Genomic DNA, 22,246 nt, shown 5'->3' on the forward strand with positions numbered 1-22,246 from the left:
GAAGCGCTGGAAGCCCTGACTGATAGAGTCGAGACAGGAACCCCTCACCAGTAGTGGACCGGCGAACGGGGTCCGCTCACCATAACGACGGTTCCCAAATCAACTAGCCCTTCCTACGCTCTCGGATCCCATGTAGCGAGTGCCCCGCCGAGACCGAAGACCGTGCTGTGCCCGGCCACTGGGAGGGCGACTTGATCATCGGCAAGGAGGGCAAGGGCGCCATCGGCACGCTGGTCGAGCGCAAGACGCGCTACCTGATGCTGTTGCACCTGCGGCACAGCCGCACGGCGGCGCACGTTCGTGACTGCGCTAGCAGCGCGCATCACCGAGCTACCCGAAGCGCTTAGGCGCTCACTCACCTGGGACCAGGGCAAGGAGATGAGCTACCACGCTGACTTTTCACCGTTGATACCGGCGTGCAAGTCTACTTCTGCGACCCGCACGGCCCCTGGCAGAGGGGCAGTAACGAGTACACCAACGGCCTCCTACGCCAGCACTTCCCGCACGGCATCGACTTCAGCAACATCAGCGAAACCCGATTACAAGAGGTAGAAGTCAGCCTCAACCGTCGCCCCCGCAAGACCCTTGACTGGAGATCACCTTCAGAGGCATATGCTGCCACCGTTGCGATGACCGATTGAGACCAGCCAGATATAACTCGTTCACGCTTGACTAAAACGATAATCCCAGCTCACAGGATTCGGCCGTCTTGGCTATGGAAGCCCCTCAAGATCTGGACGGGGTCGGTCCGCAGTGTCCCGTCACCGTATTACCCACCCACCCGCCACAGCCGTCAACAACGGCGTATCGAACACCCCAACCACCTTCGCCGCCCGCTCAGGCCCGAGGGTGGCCACCCAGCGATCGCTCTGCCGCATCACCACGCCACAGGCCAAGACCTCGACACCGAGCGACTCGACAAGCCGCCATGGCGCGTCGAGGGTAGCGCCGCTGCTGACGGCATCATCGACCAGCACGACCCGACGGCCACGTAGGAGCGGCACCAGGTTCGGATCGAGGTAAACGCGCTTGGAGTCGTCCGGAGCCGTGATCGACTGCACCTTCGCCGACAGCGCCTCGTCGTACCAGTACTTCCGCGAGTAGCTCAGCGGCACCATCCGCTCGAGGCCCAGTTCCCTGGCGACCACCGGGGCGAAGGCCAACCCGAGCGTCGGCATGCCGATGACCACCTCCGGCGCATACGGCTCCAGGAGCCGAGCGAGCATCACGCCCAGTGCATCGACCACTTCGAGCGACGCCTGGTTGCTTATGAGCGAGGCGACGGCCAGCGACGGGTCCGCCCTAAGCTGCCTTATCGGCAGCACCAGGAAGCGCCCGTCGGGGAGCCTCACCGGGTAACCGTACTGCCACGGGCCGTCGCCGGGGCGCGCGGCATCCGGCAGCTCGTCCTCGCGGACGAAACGCTGCCAGTAGTCGGTGGTCGGCTCGGTGAAGTGGGCTCTCCGGGTCATCCGGTCGGCATCGTACCCGCCAGCCCAAGGCTGGCGCGACCGCCTCAGGTGGGTTCGACCGCCTGATCCCGACGGGCCACCGCCAACGGCCCGATGTCGTTGGTCAACACCGCGTCTATGCCCCAGTGCTGCAACTCGCCGGCTTCGGCGACGCTATCGGCGAAGTAGTAATTGGTCACGAGACCGCGAGCCTTGGCCGCCGCGACATCGGCTGGCGCGCAGTTGCCGACGAAGAACTGAACCCGTTCGCACCCGAGGGACGTTGCCGTATCCAGCAGCGGTCCTATGGCTTCGGTCCGGTCGCTGACGAGGCACCGGCCGACCCCAGGCATGAGGGTACGGGCCGCTCGCAGCGTCTTCGCATCGCTCGCGACGTAGTGGTCCTTCGTGTTCTTGACGCCCAGGCAGTCACGGATCTCTGCCAGTGCTATGTCGATACCGGGGGCTTCCTTCACGTGGATGTTGAACGTGATCAGGCCGCCGAACACGTCGTGAACCTGCCGGAAGGTCGGCAAGCCGAGACCGACCAAACCCGTGCCGTCGAGGTTCCTCACCGTGCAGTGCTCAAGCTCGCTGCTGGCGAAGCTCCCTATAGGTCCCTCCAGGTCCGTGACCCGGTCGAGAGTTTCGTCGTGGAGCAGGAAGACGCCACCATCGCGGCTTACCCTCAGGTCGATCTCTACCTCGTCGGCGCCTGCGCTCAGCGCCGCGGCGATGCTGGGGACCGAGTTCTCAGGGAAGCGCGTGCTCCACCCCCGGTGCGCTATCAACAACTGATGCCGTTCCATCGCTATCGGCGGGTGTCCACGACAAGTTGTTGTCGTGGACACCCGCTCTTTCCTCCTAGCTGGCCTAGTCCTTGAAGCTCAGGTTCGCCGCACCGAAGTCCATGGTCTGCGTCGGGTAGATGTTCCAGTTGACCTGGTTGTTCACGCCCGTGCAGATGGCGCTACGCCACAGCGTGGTGCCAGGGGCCTCGGTGAGCCACATTGCATGCAGGTCGGCCCATAGGGCATTCCTCGTAGCCTGGTCTACGGTGCCGGCGAGGGCGTAGCCAGTAGCGTTGAACTCTTGGCTTGCGTCTATCCAGTCGTTCTGACCCTTGGCTTGCCTGCTGCTGTCGGCGCCGAAGAGCAACCACAGTCCAGCGACCGGATCGGGGAACCGCTCGGCGTACGACCATGGGTGTATCGCCCTGTCAGGGTTCTGCCAGAACTTGGTAGTGGCGCGGATCTGCACGTTGACGCCGACCTCGGCCAGCATCTCGACGATGGCCTCGGCGGCCTGCAGGTCGTTCTCGTAGTAGCCGGGAACGAGGTCGTAGTAGAGCGTGTCGCCCGCGTAATCGGAGGCCTCGATGAGTTCGCGCGCCCGCTCCGGGTCGTACTCGGTGTAGGGGACGTCCTCGAGGTACATGTCGCCGAAGTCCTCGAACTGGAAGCCGCGGGTGGCGGAGGCACGACCAGCCCACAGTGTTTCGATGATCAGGTCGCGGTCGATCGCCAGGTTGATACCTTGCCGCAGCAGCGGGTCAGCCATGAGTGGGTTGGCGGTGTTGTAGGTCAGTAGGTGTACCAGGTTCTGCGGGTGGCACTGGACGGTGACGTTGGAGTACGTGGAGAGAGCTTCGATCTGATCGGATACCACCGGGCTCATGATGTCTACTTCGTCGTTGACTAACGCAGTCAGGCGCGCGGTCGCCTCCGGGATGCCGCGGTACTCGACCTTGCGCACGTTCGGCTTCTCGCCCCAATATCCATCGAACGCAGTGAGTTCGACGCGGTCGGGTTCGAAGAGGGTGACCATGAACGGCCCCGTTCCGATGGGGTTGCGCTGGAAGTACTCGTCGCCATGCTCCTCGACGTACGCCTTGGGTACGATCCAATCGCCCCACAAGTTCGCCAGGCGCAGCTCGAGGACGGGGTCGGGCGCCGCCGTGACCACGCGCACGGTCAGGTCGTCCACGATCTCCACGTGGTCGATGACGCTCAACATGGCCCTGGCGTTCGCGAAGAGCGAGCCGCCTCCGATCACCCTGTCGATGCTGAACTTGACGTCCGCGGCAGTGAACGGGGTGCCGTCGTGGAACAGCACGCCTTGGCGGAGGTGGAGCTCGAGGGTCGTGTCGCTAAGGCGCTGCCAGTCGGTGGCCAGGGCCGGCTCTATCTCCGAGGTGAACGGGTCTAGCTTCATCAAAGCATCGAAGACGTTCGTGTAGAAACGGAGTCCGGTGATGCTGGCGTAGGCCTGGGGGTCCAGCATCGTCGGCATATCGCCTAGGCCCACGCGCAGGACGTCCCTGGTCTGGGCGAAGGCGGCGGAGCCAACGAGCATGCCGACCAGCAAGCAGGCGCCGGCCAGCCGCCTCGGAAACTTTATGAATTCTCTACTCACGCGATCCTCCTGGGGTCTCGACAAAGGGTGCGAGGAAGTTCTCCTAACGACGCCGCGGCTCGTCTCACATGGCGATCACCTCTCGAGCCTTGGGTCGAGCCGGTCGCGAAGCCAATCGCCGAACAGAGCGAGCGCGACGGTTATGGCGACCAGTACCACGGCGGGGGCTATGGCTATCCACCAGCTACCGATCAGGTAGTTGCGACCATCGCCGACCATCATCCCAAGCGACATCTGCGGCGGTTGCACGCCCAGTCCTAGGAACGACAGTGAGGACTCGAGAAGCATGATCTGGCTGAACGTATAGGTGACCAGAACGATAATCGGCGACGTTACGTTCGGAAGGACGTGGCGTAGCGCGACGCGCGGCTGCGACCCGCCAAGAGCCTGGACGGCCTCTACGTACAGCGTCTGCCTGACGCTGAGTACCTGACTCCTCGTAAGACGCGCGTACTGGCTCCAACCCGCCAAGCCGATGACGGGGATGAGGATGGCGATGCTGGTGCCGAAGATACCGATGACGGTGAGCGCGGCCAACGTGAAGGGGACAGCCAACTGGATGTCGACGAGGAACATGATCAAGCTGTCCAAGAAGCCGCCGGCCGTGCCGGCGAGCAGGCCCAAACCTACGCCCACCACGGCGCCGATCAGCGTTCCCATCGCCGCGATGAACAGCGTCATCCTGAGCGACTCGATGAGCCTCGACAGGATGTCGCGTCCAAGATGATCGGTGCCGAGAACATGCGCGACGCTTCCGCCGAAACCGGCAGGAGGAGCGAGTCGAGCCCTCAGGCTTTGCGCGGTGGGGCGATACGGTTCGAGCAGCGGTGCCAGAAGCGCGACAAGGACCGCCACGGCCAGAAGGCCGATCGAGATCCATATCACCCACGGGATCTTGCGGCGGCGGGGTCGACGCTCGAGTCGGTCGTCCCGCGCAGCCTGCGCGGTCGCCGCGCCGGCACCGTCCCTCACGGCGCTATCGCTCATACTGAACCCTCGGGTCGATAAGGGCGTAGGCGGCGTCAACCAGGAAGTTCGTGACTATGACGACCGCGGCGACGAGCAGCACGGCTACTTGGAGGACCGGGTAGTCCTGCACCAAGACGGCGTTGACGATCAGGCGGCCGGCACCTGGCCATGCGAAGACCGTCTCGATGACGACGGAACCGCCGACGAGGCTACCCGCCACCAGTCCTACCAAGGTGACGACAGGCAGGAGCGCGTTGCGCAGACAATGCTTGAGGACGATCAGATGCCGCGCGACACCCTTCGACGCGGCGGTGCGCACGTAGTCCTGACCCAACGTGTCGAGCATGGAACTCCGAGTGATCCTCGCCACGAGCGCGGCGTGGCTCGCGCCGAGCGCCAAGGTAGGCATAACGGCATGCGCCCACGTTCCGTAGCTGGAACTGGGTAGCCAGTGAAGCCACAGGCTGAAGAGCAGGATCATGGCGATCGCCAGCACGAAGTTCGGCACGGCGTACATCCAGAACGTCACCATCATCAGAGATCGGTCGATCCAGCTGTTGTGGTTGACGGCTGCGATGATGCCTATCGCGATGCCGAGGGCGAAGCCGAAAGCGATCGCGAGGGCCATCAGCTGGACGGTGGGAGGCAAGCGCTCACCGAGCACGACCAGTACGTCGCGATGCTCGAAATAGCTCGTGCCGAAGTCGCCCCTGACGATCTGGCGTAGGTACCTGACGAACTGCTCTGGGATCGGCTTGTCGATGCCGAGCTCGCTCCGCAGGGTCGCCTGCTGCTCGGGCGTGGCCATGTCGCCAAGGAGCCACTGGGTCGGATCGCCAGATAAGCGCGTGGCCAGGAAGACAACGAGCAGGATCACGAACAGCGTCAACAGGCTCCGGAAGAGCCTTGCCCACAGGTACGAGCCCGCGTTCACCTCGCCCTACCTCTGCTGCCCGGCCGACGCGTCATCGACCCGTGCGCTTCGCGAACTCCGAAGCGGAGGCCGCTCGACCTAGATACAGGGGGGTCCAAGTACTCACACACCGGCTGGCTGTCCTTGCAGCGTGCAGGCATGGTACGGGAGGCGAGCACACATGTCAAGTCAAGCAACACAAATGTGCCGCGGGCTGAAGCTGCCCCAATAACTGCCAGGATTGACCTACCGAAAGAAGGGGTGTAGACTCTCGCCACCTGTGCACCTCAACAGCACATATGTAACGGAAGCTCTGTCGCCCCGGCTCGCGGACGCCTTCGCGTTCGATCTGGACGGGACCATCTATCTGGGGGATCGGCTCCTGCCGGGCGTCGTGGAGCTGCTGCGGTACCTGCGATCGAGCCGACTACCGCACGTCTTTGCGACGAACAACTCCAGCCGCACGGTAAGGCACTACGTGGAGAAGCTCGGCGCCATGGGCATCATGGTCACGCCCGAGCAGGTCGTGACCTCCAACGAGGTAGCGGCCTCGTACTTGCTACAGCGTGGGCTGGCGAACGTGTACATCGTTGGCACGGACGAAGTGATGGCCGAGTACCGCCGGGCTGGCGTGGCGCACGAAAATAACGACCCACAGGCCGTGCTCCTCACCTACGACACGAGCCTGACGTACGAGAAGCTCGCCGAGGCCAACGCGTTCCTGATGGCGGGCGTTCCGTACTTCGCCACCCATCCGGATCGGGTTTGCCCTAGCCCGAATGGCCCGCTTCCGGACTGCGGCGCCTTCGCCGCCCTGCTCGAGGCGTCCTCGGGACGGGTGCCCGTGAACTTGGGCAAGCCGAGCCGATCGATGGCGGAAGAGATCCGGGCCCGCCTGGGATCCGTCGCGGACCAACGCGTCGCGTTCGTCGGCGACCGCCTTTACACTGACGTCCGCATGGCCAACGAGAACGGCTTCCAGGCGATACTCACCCTCACCGGCGAGGCGGCTGGTACCGATGCGCCTAACAGCGACGCGGCGCCTGACCTCGTGGTGGGCGGCATGGAAGACCTCCTCAACCACCTCATGGCGCGGGCGGAGGGCGCATCCTCATGACGCGCCGCATCCCGGGTGGCGACGAGGCGTTCGATGACGCCCTGCGTGTCGCGCGGATGTACTACCTCCTCGGCCTGACTACAACGGAGATCGCCAAGCAGATCGGCCTCCCGCGGCCAACCGTTTCGCGCCTGTTGAGCTGGGCGAAGGAGAGCGGCCTCGTTGAGTTCCGGATCAACGACCATCGCGAGCGTCAGCTGTCGATCGAGACCAAACTCGAGGACATGTTCCACCTCGCCGACGTCAAGGTCGTGCCGTGCCCACCCGACCAACGCGTCGAGGAGCGCCAGCGCAGCGTTGCGGCGTTCACCGCGCACTACCTGAACGGGCTCGTCAAAGCGGGGAGCACGATCTCACTGGCATGGGGGGCGACGATCTCGCTGCTAGCCAAGAGCCTGATCCCCAAGCCGCTACCAGGGGTCACTATCGTCCAATTGAACGGCTCGGGCAACAGCGGGCTCGGGACCGAGTTCGCTGCCGAGATCATCTCGACCTTCGCCCAGAACTACACGGCTGCTGCGCACCTGCTCCCGATCCCGGCGTACTTCGACGACCCGAACACGAAGGAGGCGATGTTCCGGGAGCGCTCAATCAGGCGCATACGAACCATCGCCGAGACGGCCCAGATCCTGCTCTTCAGCATCGGGGTACCGGACGCCGACTCCTACGTCTATCGGGCCGGTTACGTAGAGAACCGCGAGTTCATCGCTCTGCGCAACCAAGGCGTCGTGGGCGACATAGGCACGGTCTTCTTCCGCGTAGATGGCAGCTACAAGGACATCGAGATGAACCTCCGGTCGAGCGGCCCCGAGCTGGCCACGCTCGCCGACCACCAGCACGCGATCTGCCTCGTGGCGGGCGAGAAGAAGCTCCCGGGCCTCCTGGGAGCGCTGCGCGGCGGCTTCCTGAACACGCTGATCATCGATCAACCGACTGCCGAACTCCTCGTCAAGAACTCGTAAGGCGCGATGACCCCTCTCGCCTCCCTCACGAACGCCGGCGCAGAACGCGAAGCGTGCTTGCGACGCCTAGCCACCGAGGAGTTCGACGTACTTGTGATCGGCGGCGGAGCTACGGGCGCCGGCGCGGCCCTCGACGCCGCGTCCCGCGGCCTTTCCGTCGCCTTGGTAGAGCGGGGAGACTTCGCGGTCGGCACCAGCAGCCGTAGCACCAAGCTCCTTCATGGGGGTGTTCGGTACCTAGAGCAGGCTGTCAAGCGCCTCGACCGCGGGCAGTTCGACCTCGTTAGGGACGCCCTTAGGGAGCGCTGGCTCCTACTCAGGAACGCTCCACACCTTACGCGGTCGTTGAGGCTCATGACGCCGCTCTATGCCGCTTGGGAAGCTCCCTATTACGTAGCGGGGCTCAAGCTCTACGACCTCCTAGCGGGGCGATCCAACCTGGAGCCGAGCAAGTGGGTGAACCGCAAGGCGGCGCTGCACTACTTCCCGTCCCTGAAGGCGGCCTCGTTGCACGGGGCCGTCGAGTACCACGACGGTCAGTTCGACGACGCGCGCATGAACATCGCTCTCGCCATCACCGCCAAGGAGCAGGGCGCGGTCGTGGCCAACTACGTCGAGGCTCTCGCTCTGATCAAGAAGCGCGGAGTCGTCGCTGGCGTCGTGGCCGCAGATCGGCGACCGGGACCGGGGCCGATCGACGCGGCGACTAATGGCGACCAACCGCCCTCCACCTTCGAGATCCGGGCGCGAGTCGTGATCAATGCCGCTGGTCCGTTCGTCGACGCGGTACGCAGGATGGACGAAGCGGGCGTAGAGCCGATGCTCGAAGTGAGCTCGGGCACGCATGTTGTCTTACCAGGCAACCTCTGTCCTCCCGACACGGGTCTGCTGATACCCAAGACAGAGGATGGTCGCGTACTGTTCTTGCTGCCATGGCTGGGCCATACCCTCGTAGGCACCACCGACCACCCTGCGGCCGTGGACGTAGCACCCAGGCCGACAGAAGAGGACATCGAATACATCCTTCGACACCTGCGGCACTACTTCGAGTTTCCAGTGGAGCGATCGGACATCCTAGCAGCATGGTCGGGGCTCAGACCACTGGTGCGAGCGGGTCACCACGGACATGCTGGGCGCGCGAATGCGGACGGAAGCTCCGGTACCTCCGATTCGCGTGGAAGAGCTGCAGGAACCGCGAGCATATCTCGCGACCACACGGTGGTAGTAAGCGAAGCAGGGCTCGTGACGATCACCGGCGGCAAGTGGACCACGTACCGCAGGATGGCCAAAGACGCGATCGACACAGCGGTGAGGCGCGGTGGGCTGGCACCAAGCCGTGCGTCAGCTACCGAGCATCTCATGCTCGCTGGTGGCGAGGACTACGACGCACGCGGCGCTGAGCTCCTGGTACGAGAGTTCGGGCTCGCGCCAGATCAGGCTGCGCATCTCAACTCGGCTTACGGGAGCCGCGCTCGGCAGGTGGCGCTACTGGCCCAAGCCGGCTTCGGTGAGCGCCTTGTCGTCGGCTACCCCTACATCGAGGCGGAAGTGCTGTACGCGGCGTCCAGGGAGTTCGCGCTCACGACCGACGACGTTCTGGGTCGTCGCATCCGGTTGTCGTTCCTCAACGAAGCTGCAGCAGCTCAAGCTAAGGGGCGGGTCGAAGAGCTACTCGTCTCGGTCAGGGGCTAATCGCCTCGCCATCAAGGGCGTAGTGCGCGAGGAGCCTAGAACCGCGTGTGCTTCACCCCGTAAAGGTCCCCATCCGCGGCAGTAAGTAGTCGCTGCAACGTCTTCGTCACGTCGGAGTCCGCACCAGACGGCTCTACTAGCGCGCCGCCCGCGCGCCCGGCCACCAAGCTAGCCCGGCCGATGCTGACGTCCAGACGACCCCCGTGCTCTGTCGGTTGCTTGGCGATGGACTCCCTCAAACGGGGCACCAGGGCGGTGGCGGACTCCGCATCGAGGCCCGGCAGTAGAACAACGAACTCGTCGCCGCCAAGACGCGCGACCAGATCGTACGACCTGACACACGCCAGGATGCCGTTCGCGATGGCGCGCAGCGCGCTGTCGCCCGCCTGGTGGCCCCAGTTGTCGTTGATGCTCTTGAACTCGTTGGCGTCCAGCATCAGGAGGCTGACGGGCGAACCGCTGCGAGCCGCGCGACTCAGCTCCTGCTTGGCGCGCTCCTCGAAGCCCCGGCGGTTCAGCAGCTCCGTGAGGGGGTCTAGATGCGCCTGCACCGTCAGCTCCGCCGTGACGCGGCCGCTGAAGACGAGGAAGTAGGCGAACACGGCACCGAGTGCGATGACCACGCTGACGGCGACGGACAAGCTAGGAAAAACGTCTTGCTCGAGCAACGGCGGCGCGCCGCCCTGGACCACGGTGACTACCACCCTCGTGGCCAGCACCCCGGCGGACGTGGCCATCCAGTAGGCGGCCGCTCGCCTACCGGGGTTGTGCGGAGCGCCCCGTGGCGCCGCGAACAACCGGCGCGAGGCCAGTGCGAGCAGCAGCGCCAGCGCCACCGACATCACGATCACGCGCACCGAATACGCGTCCACCACGTACCGCGCCACCAAGATGGCCACGATGGCGGGAGCGACGACGTACGCGTAGACGCCGGCATGCGCCTTCTCGCCGTCCAGGAGTCGGATGCTCTGATACACCAGCGCCGCGGCGATGAGGTACAGCAGGTTGGCGCCCAACACCGACCACAGTTCGGGCACCAGGCCCTCGAGCGCGACCAGCGTCCAGGAGAGCCCAAGCGTGGCGGTGGCAAGGGTGCCCACGAGGGCGCTGCGCCGCGTGTCTTTCGGCAGGGTGCGGATCAACAGGCCCAAGGTGATCGTGGTGACCGCCAAGAAGCCGACACCCATGACGAACACCGTGCGGGTGTCGAGTGTCATGGCGCGCTCGCCGTGGGTGAGGGTGAGGTCGTTGGTGTCTGCATTCCGTGGGGGAAGTATAGGCGGGGCGCATCGAATCGCATGCCTCGTCCGATGTCGAGGTCGAGGGATCCGGGATCCCAAACTTCAGCCCCCCGACCTCGCAGCCTCCACCGCCCTAAGCGCATCATCAACGAGTGTTCGCATCACCCGGTTCAGCCGCTCGATCTCCCGCCACTTAGGCTCTCCCGCGGAATCCAGGTAGAGGGAACGGTTGATCTCGATTGCGAAGCCCGCCACTCGGTGCTCGCGCTGCGGGTCGCAATACGTTCGCAGCGTGCCCCCTCCGGCGAACGGGGCATTGAGCGTCACTCTGCGCAAGTCAACCGGCCACTCCTCCAACAGGTCCGCGGCGTACGCATCGAGCCTGGCGGCCAGCTCGCGGGCGATGGCAGGAGAGATGGTCACCCAGCCGGGATCGGGCAAGCACCCTCCGTCCTCACTTCCCAGGTTCCCGAGGGTGAACGCCGGCCGCGGGCGGCCGTGATCCGGGCCGATGACCGGTCCGGTGGGTGTCATCGAGTGGGCATCTACCAGCAGGTCGACCGACGCCGTGGCCAGCTGCTGCTCCAGCTGCCGGTGGAACGGGGCCCAGTAACGGCGGATGCGGTGCTCCCGCTCGGTCCGGTCGGGCTCGGCGGCCGCCGGATAGAGCGGGTTGCCGTCGAAGTCGTTGCTCTTGACCACGCCGTTCGCTGAGAGGTCGTGGGGCGCGCGGTTGAGGTCGACGACGAAGCGCGAGACCGTGGCGTACAGGTGCACGGCGCCCGGCAGATGGAAGATGTGATCGGTGTAAGGGTCGGACTGGAGGAGATGCCGTTTCTCGAGGTCTCGTCTGTCCGCCGACGTCAGGTGTTCCTTCCCCAGCATGGCCGTCGCGATGTCGTACGGCACGTGGCCCGAGCAGTGGGGAACGACCACTAGGACGCGCTCCAACGCGGCTCGCGTCACGTCTTGGCTATGGCAGGGGTCGCGTGGCCGGGTTTCCAGACGGCCTCCAGGAGGCGCATGAAGTTGCCGCCCAGGATCGCGTCGATGTCGGATTCCGAGTAGCCTCGCCCGAGGAGTTCGACGGTCAGGAGCGGGATCTCCGCTGGGCTCGGGATGGGGTAGTACCAGGGCGGGGAGACCAGGGTCTGTGGCGTCCAGAGCCCTTCCTCGAGTAGCTTCGCGTAACGCGCCAACGACATGCCGTTCGCATCGGGGTGCTGTGAGAAGTCCAGACCGAGCCCGACATGCTGGACCCCTACTAGCTCGACGACATGGTCGAGGTGATCCACGACGCTGGTGAGCGGCGGCGACGAGGTCCCGTCGATGAAGGCCGGGTGGCTGTTGATGCCGATCACGCCACCGCGAGCCGCGACGGCGATGAGTAGCTCGTCGGGAACGGTTCGGGGATGATCGTAGACGGCCTTAGCGCCCGTGTGGGTTATCGCCACGGGTTCGCTCGAGGCCTCGGCAGCCTCGAGCGCGGTTCGGACCCCACAGTGCGAGAGGTCAACGAGCATGCCGACGCGGTTCATCTCGACGATGACCTGACGACCGAACCGGGTCAGACCGCCGTTCCGTGGTTCTAAGCAGCCGTCACCGCCCGCCTCACCTTGGTTGTAGGCCAACAGCATCGCCCGAACCCCCAGGCGGTGGTAGAGCTCGACCATCGCCCAGTCGTTTCCCAAGGCGTTCGTCGATTGGAACGCAAGCACGACCCCGAGCTTGCCTTGTGCCTTCGCCTTCCTGATATCGCTCACATCGAGGACCTGGAGGACGGTGGTCTCGTACTTGCGGGCCTGCTGGTACCATTTCGCGATCCGCAGTGTGGTCTCCGCGAGACTGTGCTCCGGCAGGGCCAGCGTCGCGAAGCCGCAAGTGGCCATCCCGTCCAGCCAGAAGTAGGCGTTGTCTAAGTCGTTAAGGATCGGCGCGCACGCGTCGATCGTGATGAACCGCTCGTGGAGCCGCTTGGCTTCGGCGAGTGGCTGGGCTGGCGTTGCGTCTCGTTGGGGCATCCGGTTCCTTTGCTTACGAGGAGCTCAACTGCGTTGGCGTGGATCGAGCGCGTTTCTTAGGCCATCCCCTACGAAGTTGACCGAGAGGATGACCGCCATGAGGGCGAAGCCGGCGGGAACCCACAGCCATGGCATCCGCTGCAGGACGAGAAGGGACTGAGCCTCGGCTAGGATGTTGCCCCAACTGGGGACAGGTGGCTGCACGCCCATGCCAAGGAAGCTGAGGCTGGCCTCCAAGAGGATCGCGCGCGCGACCTCGAAGGTCGCCGTGATGAGGACCGTAGGTATGAGGTTGGGCAGGATGTGATTGAAGAGGATGCGTCGATGACCGGCGCCCAACGCGCCCAGCGCCTCGATGAAGAGCTCGTTCCGTAGCGAGAGCACTTGGGAGCGGACGATGCGCGCCATGCGTGGCCAACCTAGCAGGCCAACCACGAGGATCACATTGGTGATGCTGGGCCCCACGATGGCGACGGCGGCGACCACGACCACGAAGAGCGGGAAGGAGAGGATGACGTCCGCGACCCGCATAAGTACCGCGTCGACGGGACCTCGGAAGTAACCTGCTGTCACGCCGGCAGCGATGCCCAAGACGGCCTGGATCGCGACCGCGCCGAACCCGACCAGCAGGGAGGCTCTCGCGCCGAAGATCAGCCGGCTGAGGACATCGCGGCCGATCGAATCGACGCCAAGGGGGTTGGCACCGGTTGGCATGCTGCGGGGGGTGGCGAGGCCTATCGCGAAGGGGTCGTGGGGTGCGACGTCCGTGGCGAAGACGGCGATCGCGATAACCGTCGCGAGCAGCGCCAGGCTTATGGCCGTAGGGGGGTACCGCAGGAACTGACGGAGCTGCCCCACGACGCCCGCCGGCCTCGCGAGCCGCGCGCTCCTCACGGAAGCGCTCACGGTTCATACCTGACCCGTGGGTCTACCACCGAGTACGCGATGTCGGCCAGCAGGTTGGCCGCTATCACCGTCAGCGCGGAGAAGAGAGTCACGGCTAGGATGATCGGGTAATCGCGCTGGTGCACCGCGTCGATGGTCAGGGTTCCGAGCCCGGGCCACTGGAACACCGTCTCGGTGATTATCGCGCCGCCGAGCAGCGTCGGCAGGGCCAACGCCGTGATCGTTACCAGGGGCATGAGGGCGTTGCGCAACGCGTGCACGAGAACCACGCGTCGAGGACGTAGACCCTTGCCACGGGCCGTGCGAATGAAGTCCTGCTTCAGTACGTCTATGAGCCCGCCACGCGTGTAGCGGGTGACTTCGGTGATGAACGGCAGAGCGAGGACGATCGCAGGCATCACGAGATGGCTCAACCGGTCCCCTAGCCCGCCACCCGAGCCCAGAGTCAGCATGCCTCCCGTCGGGAAGAGGTTCAACTGCAAAGACAGCAGGAAGATCAGCGCGAGCCCCAGGAAGAACGGCGGTGTGGCTACCACCAGGAAGCCTGCCAAGGTGATCAGGGTGTCGAGCCAGGTGCCGCGTCTAAGCGCGGAAGCGGCGCCTGCGAGCACCCCGATCGCCAGCCCGACCGCGACCGCCGTGAACGCCAGTTGGGTGGTCGCTCCAACCCGGTTCAGCATCTCGGCAAGCACGGGCCTGCCCGTCGCGTAAGAGCGGCCGAGGTTGCCGGTGAGGAGTTGCCCTACCCATCGGGCGTACCTGACGGGTAGGGAGTCTCTCAGGCCAAGGGCTTGTCTGCGCGCTTCAAGCGCCGTCACGTCGATGCTCGAGTCGACCGGGTTGATCAGGGCGGCGACGGGATCGCCCGGTGCCGTCGAGATCAGCAGAAAGGCGAACAGCGACACCCCGAACAGGAGCGGGATCAACATCACGAGCCGCTTGAAGATTAGCCTGCTCACGAACCGTTAGTTCCCTTTCGGCCGCCATTCGAAGATGTTCCAGTACAGGCTGCGGAGGAGCCCGACACCGTTGGCGGGCGAGATGCCTTCTAGATCAGTCGCGACCGCGTAGATCTCGGGATCGACGTAGAGGAAGACCTTGGGAAGCTCAGCGGTGACGATCTGCTGGAACTCGCTATAGAGGCCGTAACGTTCGGCCTGGTCGGTCGTCGTCCGGCCCGCCTCGAGCAGTTCGTCGACGCGCGAGTTGGCGTAGTGCATGTAGTTCACGCCAGACGGCGGTGCCGTGTAAGACGTGTACTGGCTGGCGATGTAGTCGGGGTCGCCGATAGTCTGGTTGCCGAGCAGCAGGAGGTCGAAGTTGCCGGCGGCGGCATCCGCGTTGAGGGTGGCGAAGTCGGAGATGTTGAGGTCTACCTGGATACCGACGGCCGCGAGCGCCTGCTGGATGACAGCAGCGGCGGCCTCGCGAGGCCGATTCCCGCTGGGGTAGCGCAGCGTCAGACGAGTCGAGGCGTCCCAGCCGGCTTCCGCGAGGAGCGAGCGGGCCTTGTCCAGGTCGTACTCGTACACCGTCAGGTCGTCGGTAAGGACCCAGTCGGGAGCCATGAGCGGTGAGCTCGCGACATCGCCGTACTCGCCGAGCACGATGGACGCGAGCCTCTCGCGGTCGATAGCGTAGGCGATCGCCTGGCGAACCCGCACGTCCTGCAGCGGCGCGCGCGTCAGGTTGATGTTGATGGCCTGGACGATGGACGTCGGGTACGAGAGGACCTCGACACCAGGCATGGTCGCGACCAGCTCGACCTCGTGAGGGTTCAGGGGTGCAACCTGCACCTCACCGCGTTGCAACTGGACGAGAAGCGTGTCCGTAGTCCCGATGCGGAGGAAGAGCTTTCCGAAGCCGGGATCGCCGAGATGGAAGCCCTCGAAAGCGTCGTACTCTACGAACTGCCCGGACTCGTAACGCACGAACTTGTAGGGCCCGCTGCCGACCGGCGCGTCGAAGAAGGCGTTGCCCTCGAAGTCGGCGGGCGCCACGCCACCCAGGAGGTGGCTTGGCATGATCGGGGTCTGGAGGCTCACGTAGGAGAGGAAAGGTGCGAGGGGCGCTTCGAGCGTGATGCGGACCGTGTGCTCGTCGACCACTTCGACGCCTTCGACCGTCTGTGCGGTTCCAGCCCGATAAGCCTTGGCACCCGCGATCAACGTGTACCTGCTGGCCCATACGCTGTTCGTGGCGGGGTGAAGGAGAGCCTCGAAAGTGAACTTGACGTCCTCGGCCGTGACCGGCTCACCATCGTGCCACCGCGCGTCGGCGTCGAGATGGAACACGTATTCGAGGCCGTCGCTGCTGACTTCCCAGCTCTCCGCCAGGTCCGGAGACGGCGACCCCTCCGCGTTCAGGCGCGAGAGTCCGCTGTACATCATGTCCATCGCGGTCCAGGACGCCGAGTCGTTCGTGACCCATGGGTTGAAGGTCCGCGGGGCGCTCGTGACGCCGAAGACTAGCGTCTTCTGAGCCGAGCCGGCCGAAACACCTCCCAATACGAGAAGCACCAATAGAAACGCGCGAAGCCGGATCTTCATCTCTTACCTCCTATGGGTCCCGTCGACGTTGTTGGGCCCAGTGTTGGTCTAGGGGTCACGACGGTGGCTCAGGATCTCGAACTCGTGACAGAAGACCGAGACCTCGTAGATGAAAGGCTGCCCGGCCTCATCGAAGACCACGCGGGTACGGCGGATCGCCGGCGTACCTGGCTTCACGCCAAGGGCTTGGGCGTCCTTCTGGGAGACCAGGTGCGGAGCAACCCTGATGCTCGCAGAGTCCAACACCTTCCCGTAGATCACCCGCAGCGCCCGGTACAGCGACTGATCCGGTCCCGTCTCCCGCAGGCTGTCAAGCCGGAAGTCAGGCACCGCGTCTGCCTTCAGGACCGATATCGCGTAGTTCATCGGCTCGCCGTCCAGATAGATGACGCGCGCCAGGCGGTGAACGCGGCCCGGCGGCTCCAGGCGCAAGGCGGTCAAGGCTTCGGACGAGACAGGACCATCGTCTACGGGCAGGAAACGGGTCTTCACCTCTCTGCCCTGATCAAGGAGGGCCAGGACGTAAGAGTTCAGGCTCGTGAAGGGCTCCTGCACCTTGGGCTGAGCTACTACGCTGCCGATTGCCCGCTCCCGCCGTATGAGCCCCGCGCGGGACAGGCTTTCGAGGGCCTTCCTGGCCGTGCCGCGGCTGACGCCAAACGCCTCCTGCAGCTCGTTCTCGGTAGGCAGTAGGTCGCCTGGCCGCAGGCTCCCTCCCTCGATGCGCTCGCGCAATCGCTGCTCAAGCTGGAAGTAGAGCGGGATCGGGACATCGCGGTTGAGTTTGCTGGTGTCGCTAATGCCTACCTCCTTAAAGTCTAAATGTATAGACAATGTAGAGACGGGTCAGAGGAGTTGTCAAGACGTCCGCGGGTCAGCCCGTCACGGTTCCGACCGCAGCCTCCCTCACCCCTTGCACCCCCGCCCCGCTTCCGCCACAATCACTTGCGTGGAATGGCTAACCAGTCCGGCCGCTTGGGTGGCGCTCGCCTCCCTCACCGTCCTCGAGATCGTCCTCGGGATCGACAACATCGTCTTCATCTCCATCCTGGCCGGCAAGCTGCCGGCGGAGCAGCGGGAGCGCGCCCGCGTGTTCGGCTTGGCCTTGGCCATGCTGACGCGCATCGCCCTGCTCTTCTCCATCAGCCTCCTGTCTCGCCTGACGGCACCCCTCTTCTCGCTGTTCGGCATGGAGATAACCGGCCGCGACCTCGTGTTCCTGCTCGGGGGCGTGTTCCTGATCTTCAAAGCCACTCAGGAGATCCACGAACGCCTGGAAGGCCCGCGGCCGGCGCACCACGGCGCGGCCGCTCCAGCGGTGGCCACCTTCGCCGGGGTCATCACGCAGATCGCGCTGCTGGACGTCGTGTTCTCGCTCGACTCCGTGATCACGGCCGTCGGCATGGCCGACCACCTGGCGATCATGATCGCGGCCGTGGTCATAGCGGTGGGCGTGATGATGCTGTCGGTCAACGCGGTGGCCGGCTTCGTGGAGCGCCACCCGACCGTGAAGATGCTGGCGCTCTCGTTCCTGCTCCTCATCGGCACCACGCTGGTGGCGGAAGGCCTGGGCCAGCACGTGCCGAAGGGGTACGTCTACTTCGCCATGGGCTTCAGCGTCATGGTCGAGCTCTTCAACCTACGAGCCCGCGCCGTGCGTGAGCCGGTGACGCTCTACGAGCGCGGGCCGCGGGCCGATACCGATACGCCGGCCTGAGCGCCCGGCCGCTCGACGCCGCGAACCGTGCTACCCCAGCCGAGGGTTCGCGACGCGCCCGGCCACCTCGCGCACCAGGGTGGGCCAAGCCAAGGCGGCGGCGATCGTCCTTGCCGCCATCAGGATGCCGAGCGACAACCATAGGCCGTGGTTGCCCAGCGCCGCGCCAAGCCCTAGGAGCGCGGCGACGTAGAGCAGCGCCGCTACGATCATGGCGTTGCGCAGTACCCAGGTGCGCAAGGAGCCGAAGAAGATGCCGTCGGCCAGGAAGGCCCAGACGCTGACGAGCGGCAGCAGCGCCATCCAGGGCCAGTAGCGCCTGGCCTCCTCCACCAGCTCGGGGCTGACCGTCATGAGCGGGAGGTAGAAGCCGGCGGCGGGCGCTACGAGTAGGGCGATGAGCCCGCCCCACGCCAGGGCGAGCACGGCGCTGCGGCCGACCACATGACGCAGCGCCGGCGCGTTGGCCGCACCCACGGCCCGACCGACGAAGACCTCCGCCGCGATGGCCACCCCATCGAGCAGGTTGGCCACCAGCAGGAAGGTCTGCAGCAACACCTGGTTGGCGGCTAGGGTTAGGGTGCCGAACCGGGCTCCGCGTTCGGTGATGAGCGCGATGCAGATCGTGAGCAGCAACGTGCGCACCACGATGTCGGCGTTGGCCGCGAACAGCTGCCGCCAGGCGCGGCGCTCGAAGACCAGACTCCAGGGCTGACGCCACAGCGATAGCGGCAGGCGCCGCAAGGCCAGCACCACCACCATGATGACGGTGGCCAGCTCGGCCAGCACCGTCGCGCCGGCGGCCCCGACCACGCCCCGACCCAGACCGAGGACCAACACCAGGGTGAGCACGGCGTTGAGGCCGTTGAGGAAGAACTGCACGAGCATGACGGTGCGGCCGGCGCCCTGGCCCATGAACCAGGCGGACATGGTCGTGATCGTCAGGGTGAGAGGCGCACCCCAGACGCGCACCTCGAAGTAGGCGCGGCTGAAGGCCGCCACCTCCGGCTCCGGCGCGATCAGCGTCAGACCGAGCGAGAGGATCGGCCCTTGCAGCAGCCACAGCGCGATGCCGCCCGCCATCGCGGCGACCATGGGCCGAAGGCCCTGCAGCGCGACGCCTTGCCGGTCGTCGCGCCCGACGGCCTGAGCCACCAGGCCAGTGGTGGTGAAACGCAGGAAGCTGAAGCACCACAGCACGGCGGTGAGGACCGTGCCCGCCACCCCGACCCCGGCGATGATGGCCGGGTCGCCCAGCCGCCCCAGAACCGCGATATCGAGCAGGCCCATGAGCGGCACGGACACGCCGGCGAGGGTCACGGGCACCGCGAAACCGAGCAGTCGCCCGATGCTAGGGAAGAGGGGGTCTGCGGCGGCCTCGTGGCGCGGCGAGGGTTCGCGGGGAATCCTCGTCGCTCGGGGCACGGCGCAATCCTATCGTTCGAGTAGAACGGCAGCGGCCGATCCCGGTCGGCCCGACTTCCGGAACCGGCCTCGTCCCGCGGGTGAGGCAGCCTCCGGGCATGCGCCCGCCGAGCGTCCCGCTGTCGTGAACGGAGCGTGAACCGAACTCACCCAAGCCGTGCCGAACTCACGCCGAGCGCAGCGAACATGCGGCGAGGAGCGTGACACCTATGAACACCCATGCCCACTCCAACCTATCGACCCTACGTATGGCGGCCCTGCTTGCCGCGGCCGTCCTGACCTTCACCTTCCTAGGCGCACCCGCCGCGGCCCAGGCGGCAGGCACCGGCATCACGGTCACGGGCAGCGGCACCGTTTACGGCGAACCGGACGTGGCCACAGTCGAACTGGGCTTCGTAGCCACCGCGGCTGACGTGCGCCAAGCCCTCGACGAGGCCGACACCGTGCTGGCGGCCATCCAGCAAGCCGTCGTGGCCTCGGGGGTGCAGTCACCAGACGTGCGTACCACGGGCTTCTACGTCTGGCGCGAGCAGGTATACGACCGCGACGGCAACCCCGGCGAGGTGCGCTTCCAGGTACGCCATGCCTACCAGGTGACGGTACGCGACATAACCAAGGTGGGCGACGTGATCTCGGCGGCGGTCGACGCCGGCGCGAACGAGGTGGGCGGCATCCAGATGTCGGTGGCCGACCCCTCCGCACTGGCCAGCGCCGCGCGCGAGCTGGCGATGACCGACGCCCGCGCCAAGGCCACCGAGCTGGCGACCTTGGGCGCCGTTGACCTCGGCGCCCCCATCGCCATCAGCGAGCTGGGCTCCGCCCCCGCCTACTCGGGTTTCGGCGCGGTAGCACAGGCGCGCGACGCTATGAGCGCCATGAGCAGCGTCGAGACCGGCCAGTTGGCGGTAACGGTGCAAGTGCAGGTGACCTTCGCGATCGATTGAAGGGCGAAAGCCACGTTGCTTTCCTCCGCGTAAACCGATTGCCTCAGCTGCCGAGCTTGCCATCAGCGACGGCTGACGACCCTTCAAGCCGAGGCCTATAACCTTCTCACGACCCTCTCCAACACCGCCTCATCCCCCGATGCCCCACCCTTCAGGGCCACGAACCCTATCGGTCCCGTCGTTGGTTCGATGCGACATAGCGTCACGAACCCAGCCTCGCAGAGCGGGACCAGCCTACTCACGCCAGTCCGGTCGAGGACGGCCGCAGCCGTCATCCCCCCTACCAGCACCAATCCGCATCTACCACCCTCTACGGCGAGGGACGTTAACAGCTGTCGCACCACCTCGGCGATCTGACCGGGGAGGCGCCGCGCGGTGGCGACATCGACGCGGCCGGTGGTCGGCGAGGGCACGGTGAACGCAGCGGAACCGCTTTCGCGCAGGTTCGCTAGGAGCACCTCAACCGACTGGGCGGTCACGACAGAAGTTTCGCCGACTTCTGCCGGCCACCCGGTCAGGCCGACGCCGCGCCGCGCCAGGTAGTCGACCTGCTGGAGGGCTGCAGGCGAAGCGCTGCCGTTGACGACGAGGACGGGCAGGCCATGTGTGTACTCTCGGTCGCGGGTCTCACTACCCGCACATTCGCTTGGGGCAGTGATCCCTCCTCCCGGCTTCCTCGCCAGCAGCCCAGCCCACACCTCCGCCAGCCCCACGGCGCCGCAGAGCAGGTCGAGCCGGCGGCCGCGCGGCGTCGCTTCGAGGAGGCGGCGAACCGTCTGGAAGGCAGCCGCGTCGGGAGCGTCCAACACCTGGACGCTCAACGCCTCGGGGCCGTCGGCGGCGGCAGGCCTGAGGCCCGCCGTCACCCAGAACGCGTCTTCGCGCCACTCCTCCACCGGTACCGAACGGGCGACCGCGACCCCGGGCACCGAGAAGAGGCTCTCGACGCGGCTGCTCGACAACCGCGCAAGTACCTCGTTCTCGAGTAGAGGCGACAGCCGAGCCGGCCGACCCTCGATCAGCACGACGCCGCCGGAAACGCTGCGCCCGGCCGACGGCGTGCCCGGCACCACCAAGCCGTCGCGCGCTCCAAGGGTGTCCGCGACCGCGGCCAGCTCTACCCCTACTTGGCCGCGAAGCGACGAGTCGACGAACTTGAACACGCGCCGCCGGCCGAGCGCGGCGAGCGCGGCAGCGGCGCGCTCCACGCCGGCGCGCGCGACCTCAGGGGCGGCGTTCCGCGTGTCCGTGCAGATTCCCACGATCTTCCCCTCGTGACCTCGAGACCCGACGAGATCGAGCGCACCGTCCGCGCTCGTCTCGACCACTACTCTCAAACCCGCGTTGGCCAGCTTGCCGCCGACCAACGCGGCCCCGGTCAGGTCGTCCGCGATGAAACCCCAGTCGCTCGGGGCACTCACAGGAGGTGCCTCAGACGCGGGTCCAGCCTGTCCCGGAGACCGTCGCCGAGGAAGGTGACTCCGAGGACCGCGATGGTGATGGCGAGGCCAGGGAAGACGGCCACCCAGTAGTCGATCGTGAGGTACAAGCGGTTCTCGGCCAGCATCCTCCCCCAGCTCGGCGTGGGTGGCGGTACGCCAAGTCCGAGGAACGACAGCGATGCTTCCGTGATGATCATCCTGGCGATCTCGATGGGCAGGAGTACCAGGATGACAGTGAGCGCGTTGGGGAACAGGTGGCGCGCGATGATCGCAGCGTCGCTGGCGCCGAGGGCCCGAGCGGCGTGCACGAACGGCTGCTCCTTGAGGCGCAACACTACCGCCCTCACCACCCTGGCGTAGACCATCCAACCCGTGACGACAAGCGCGAGTATGACGTTTCGCATGCTCGGGCCGAGGGTGGCCACGAGCGCAAGCGCAAGCACTATGAGGGGGAAGGCCAGCATGAGATCGACGAGCGCCAT

General features: G+C 65.9%; 20 protein-coding genes and 1 pseudogene. 6 read left to right on the forward strand and 15 right to left on the reverse strand.

Going from position 1 to position 22,246, the window contains the following annotated elements; genetic code table 11:
• Positions 1-134: 134 nt before the first annotated feature.
• A pseudogene (locus M9914_13680) lies at positions 135-641 on the forward strand (IS30 family transposase).
• A 120-nt stretch (positions 642-761) separates the two neighbouring features.
• Here M9914_13680 and M9914_13685 read toward each other — a convergent pair.
• From M9914_13685 to M9914_13705, 5 genes are all read right to left on the reverse strand, one after another.
• Entirely contained in the window at positions 762-1,472 is a 711-nt protein-coding gene (locus tag M9914_13685) for a phosphoribosyltransferase (GenBank protein ID MCO5175225.1), read from the reverse strand.
• Positions 1,473-1,516: 44 nt separating this feature from the next.
• On the reverse strand, positions 1,517-2,260 hold the full coding sequence (locus M9914_13690) for a glycerophosphodiester phosphodiesterase family protein (protein MCO5175226.1): 744 nt from the start codon (positions 2,258-2,260) through the stop codon (positions 1,517-1,519).
• Between the two features lie 64 nt (positions 2,261-2,324).
• Entirely contained in the window at positions 2,325-3,866 is a 1,542-nt protein-coding gene (locus tag M9914_13695) for an ABC transporter substrate-binding protein (GenBank protein MCO5175227.1), read from the reverse strand.
• Between the two features lie 75 nt (positions 3,867-3,941).
• Positions 3,942-4,853, reverse strand: a complete 912-nt coding sequence (locus tag M9914_13700; protein MCO5175228.1) for an ABC transporter permease — start codon at positions 4,851-4,853, stop codon at positions 3,942-3,944.
• The gene (locus tag M9914_13705) at positions 4,843-5,769 is read right to left on the reverse strand and encodes an ABC transporter permease (GenBank protein MCO5175229.1); all 927 of its coding nucleotides are present in this window, start codon (positions 5,767-5,769) and stop codon (positions 4,843-4,845) included. Before M9914_13705 ends, M9914_13700 begins: the two co-directional genes overlap by 11 nt.
• 259 nt (positions 5,770-6,028) lie before the next feature.
• On the opposite strand from M9914_13705, the gene M9914_13710 reads away from it, so the two are divergent.
• From M9914_13710 to M9914_13720, 3 genes are read left to right on the forward strand one after another with little or no spacing between them, the layout of a single operon-like run.
• Positions 6,029-6,865: an HAD-IIA family hydrolase gene (locus M9914_13710; protein ID MCO5175230.1), complete on the forward strand. Its 837-nt coding sequence runs from the start codon at positions 6,029-6,031 to the stop codon at positions 6,863-6,865.
• Entirely contained in the window at positions 6,862-7,827 is a 966-nt protein-coding gene (locus M9914_13715) for a helix-turn-helix domain-containing protein (protein ID MCO5175231.1), read from the forward strand. Before M9914_13710 ends, M9914_13715 begins: the two co-directional genes overlap by 4 nt.
• A gap of 6 nt (positions 7,828-7,833) precedes the next feature.
• Positions 7,834-9,519 carry an FAD-dependent oxidoreductase gene (locus M9914_13720; GenBank protein MCO5175232.1) on the forward strand — a complete coding sequence of 562 codons (1,686 nt, stop codon included), beginning with the start codon at positions 7,834-7,836 and terminating at the stop codon, positions 9,517-9,519.
• Between the two features lie 35 nt (positions 9,520-9,554).
• On the opposite strand, the gene M9914_13725 is transcribed toward M9914_13720, so the two are convergent.
• The 7 genes from M9914_13725 to M9914_13755 form a co-directional block, all read right to left on the reverse strand.
• Positions 9,555-10,736 (reverse strand): GGDEF domain-containing protein, encoded by a 1,182-nt coding sequence (locus tag M9914_13725; GenBank protein ID MCO5175233.1) that lies wholly within the window; start codon positions 10,734-10,736, stop codon positions 9,555-9,557.
• Positions 10,737-10,862: 126 nt separating this feature from the next.
• Positions 10,863-11,726 carry an N-formylglutamate amidohydrolase gene (locus tag M9914_13730; GenBank protein ID MCO5175234.1) on the reverse strand — a complete coding sequence of 288 codons (864 nt, stop codon included), beginning with the start codon at positions 11,724-11,726 and terminating at the stop codon, positions 10,863-10,865.
• Positions 11,723-12,781 (reverse strand): dipeptidase, encoded by a 1,059-nt coding sequence (locus M9914_13735; protein MCO5175235.1) that lies wholly within the window; start codon positions 12,779-12,781, stop codon positions 11,723-11,725. Before M9914_13735 ends, M9914_13730 begins: the two co-directional genes overlap by 4 nt.
• Before the next feature lie 24 nt (positions 12,782-12,805).
• Positions 12,806-13,687: an ABC transporter permease gene (locus M9914_13740; GenBank protein MCO5175236.1), complete on the reverse strand. Its 882-nt coding sequence runs from the start codon at positions 13,685-13,687 to the stop codon at positions 12,806-12,808.
• A complete protein-coding gene (locus tag M9914_13745) occupies positions 13,684-14,646 on the reverse strand; it encodes an ABC transporter permease (GenBank protein MCO5175237.1) in 963 nt (320 codons plus the stop codon). The genes M9914_13740 and M9914_13745 overlap by 4 nt, the downstream gene beginning before the upstream one ends.
• 6 nt (positions 14,647-14,652) lie before the next feature.
• The gene (locus M9914_13750) at positions 14,653-16,077 is read right to left on the reverse strand and encodes an ABC transporter substrate-binding protein (protein MCO5175238.1); all 1,425 of its coding nucleotides are present in this window, start codon (positions 16,075-16,077) and stop codon (positions 14,653-14,655) included.
• A 207-nt stretch (positions 16,078-16,284) separates the two neighbouring features.
• Positions 16,285-17,070, reverse strand: a complete 786-nt coding sequence (locus tag M9914_13755) for a GntR family transcriptional regulator (protein MCO5175239.1) — start codon at positions 17,068-17,070, stop codon at positions 16,285-16,287.
• 115 nt (positions 17,071-17,185) lie between these two features.
• Between M9914_13755 and M9914_13760 the strand changes: the two genes are divergently transcribed.
• Entirely contained in the window at positions 17,186-17,953 is a 768-nt protein-coding gene (locus M9914_13760; protein MCO5175240.1) for a TerC family protein, read from the forward strand.
• Between the two features lie 30 nt (positions 17,954-17,983).
• On the opposite strand, the gene M9914_13765 is transcribed toward M9914_13760, so the two are convergent.
• Complete coding sequence (locus M9914_13765; protein MCO5175241.1) at positions 17,984-19,378, reverse strand: MATE family efflux transporter; 1,395 nt, start codon at positions 19,376-19,378, stop codon at positions 17,984-17,986.
• A 209-nt stretch (positions 19,379-19,587) separates the two neighbouring features.
• Between M9914_13765 and M9914_13770 the strand changes: the two genes are divergently transcribed.
• Positions 19,588-20,322, forward strand: a complete 735-nt coding sequence (locus tag M9914_13770; GenBank protein ID MCO5175242.1) for an SIMPL domain-containing protein — start codon at positions 19,588-19,590, stop codon at positions 20,320-20,322.
• Between the two features lie 95 nt (positions 20,323-20,417).
• Here the strand turns inward: M9914_13770 and M9914_13775 are convergent, their stop codons facing one another.
• A complete protein-coding gene (locus tag M9914_13775; GenBank protein ID MCO5175243.1) occupies positions 20,418-21,689 on the reverse strand; it encodes a hypothetical protein in 1,272 nt (423 codons plus the stop codon).
• 50 nt (positions 21,690-21,739) lie between these two features.
• Positions 21,740-22,246: ABC transporter permease (locus tag M9914_13780; GenBank protein ID MCO5175244.1), on the reverse strand; the 507-nt coding region annotated here is incomplete at its 5' end.

It is taken from the genome of Trueperaceae bacterium, assembly GCA_023954415.1.
In the GTDB taxonomy this organism is placed as follows: domain Bacteria; phylum Deinococcota; class Deinococci; order Deinococcales; family Trueperaceae; genus JAAYYF01.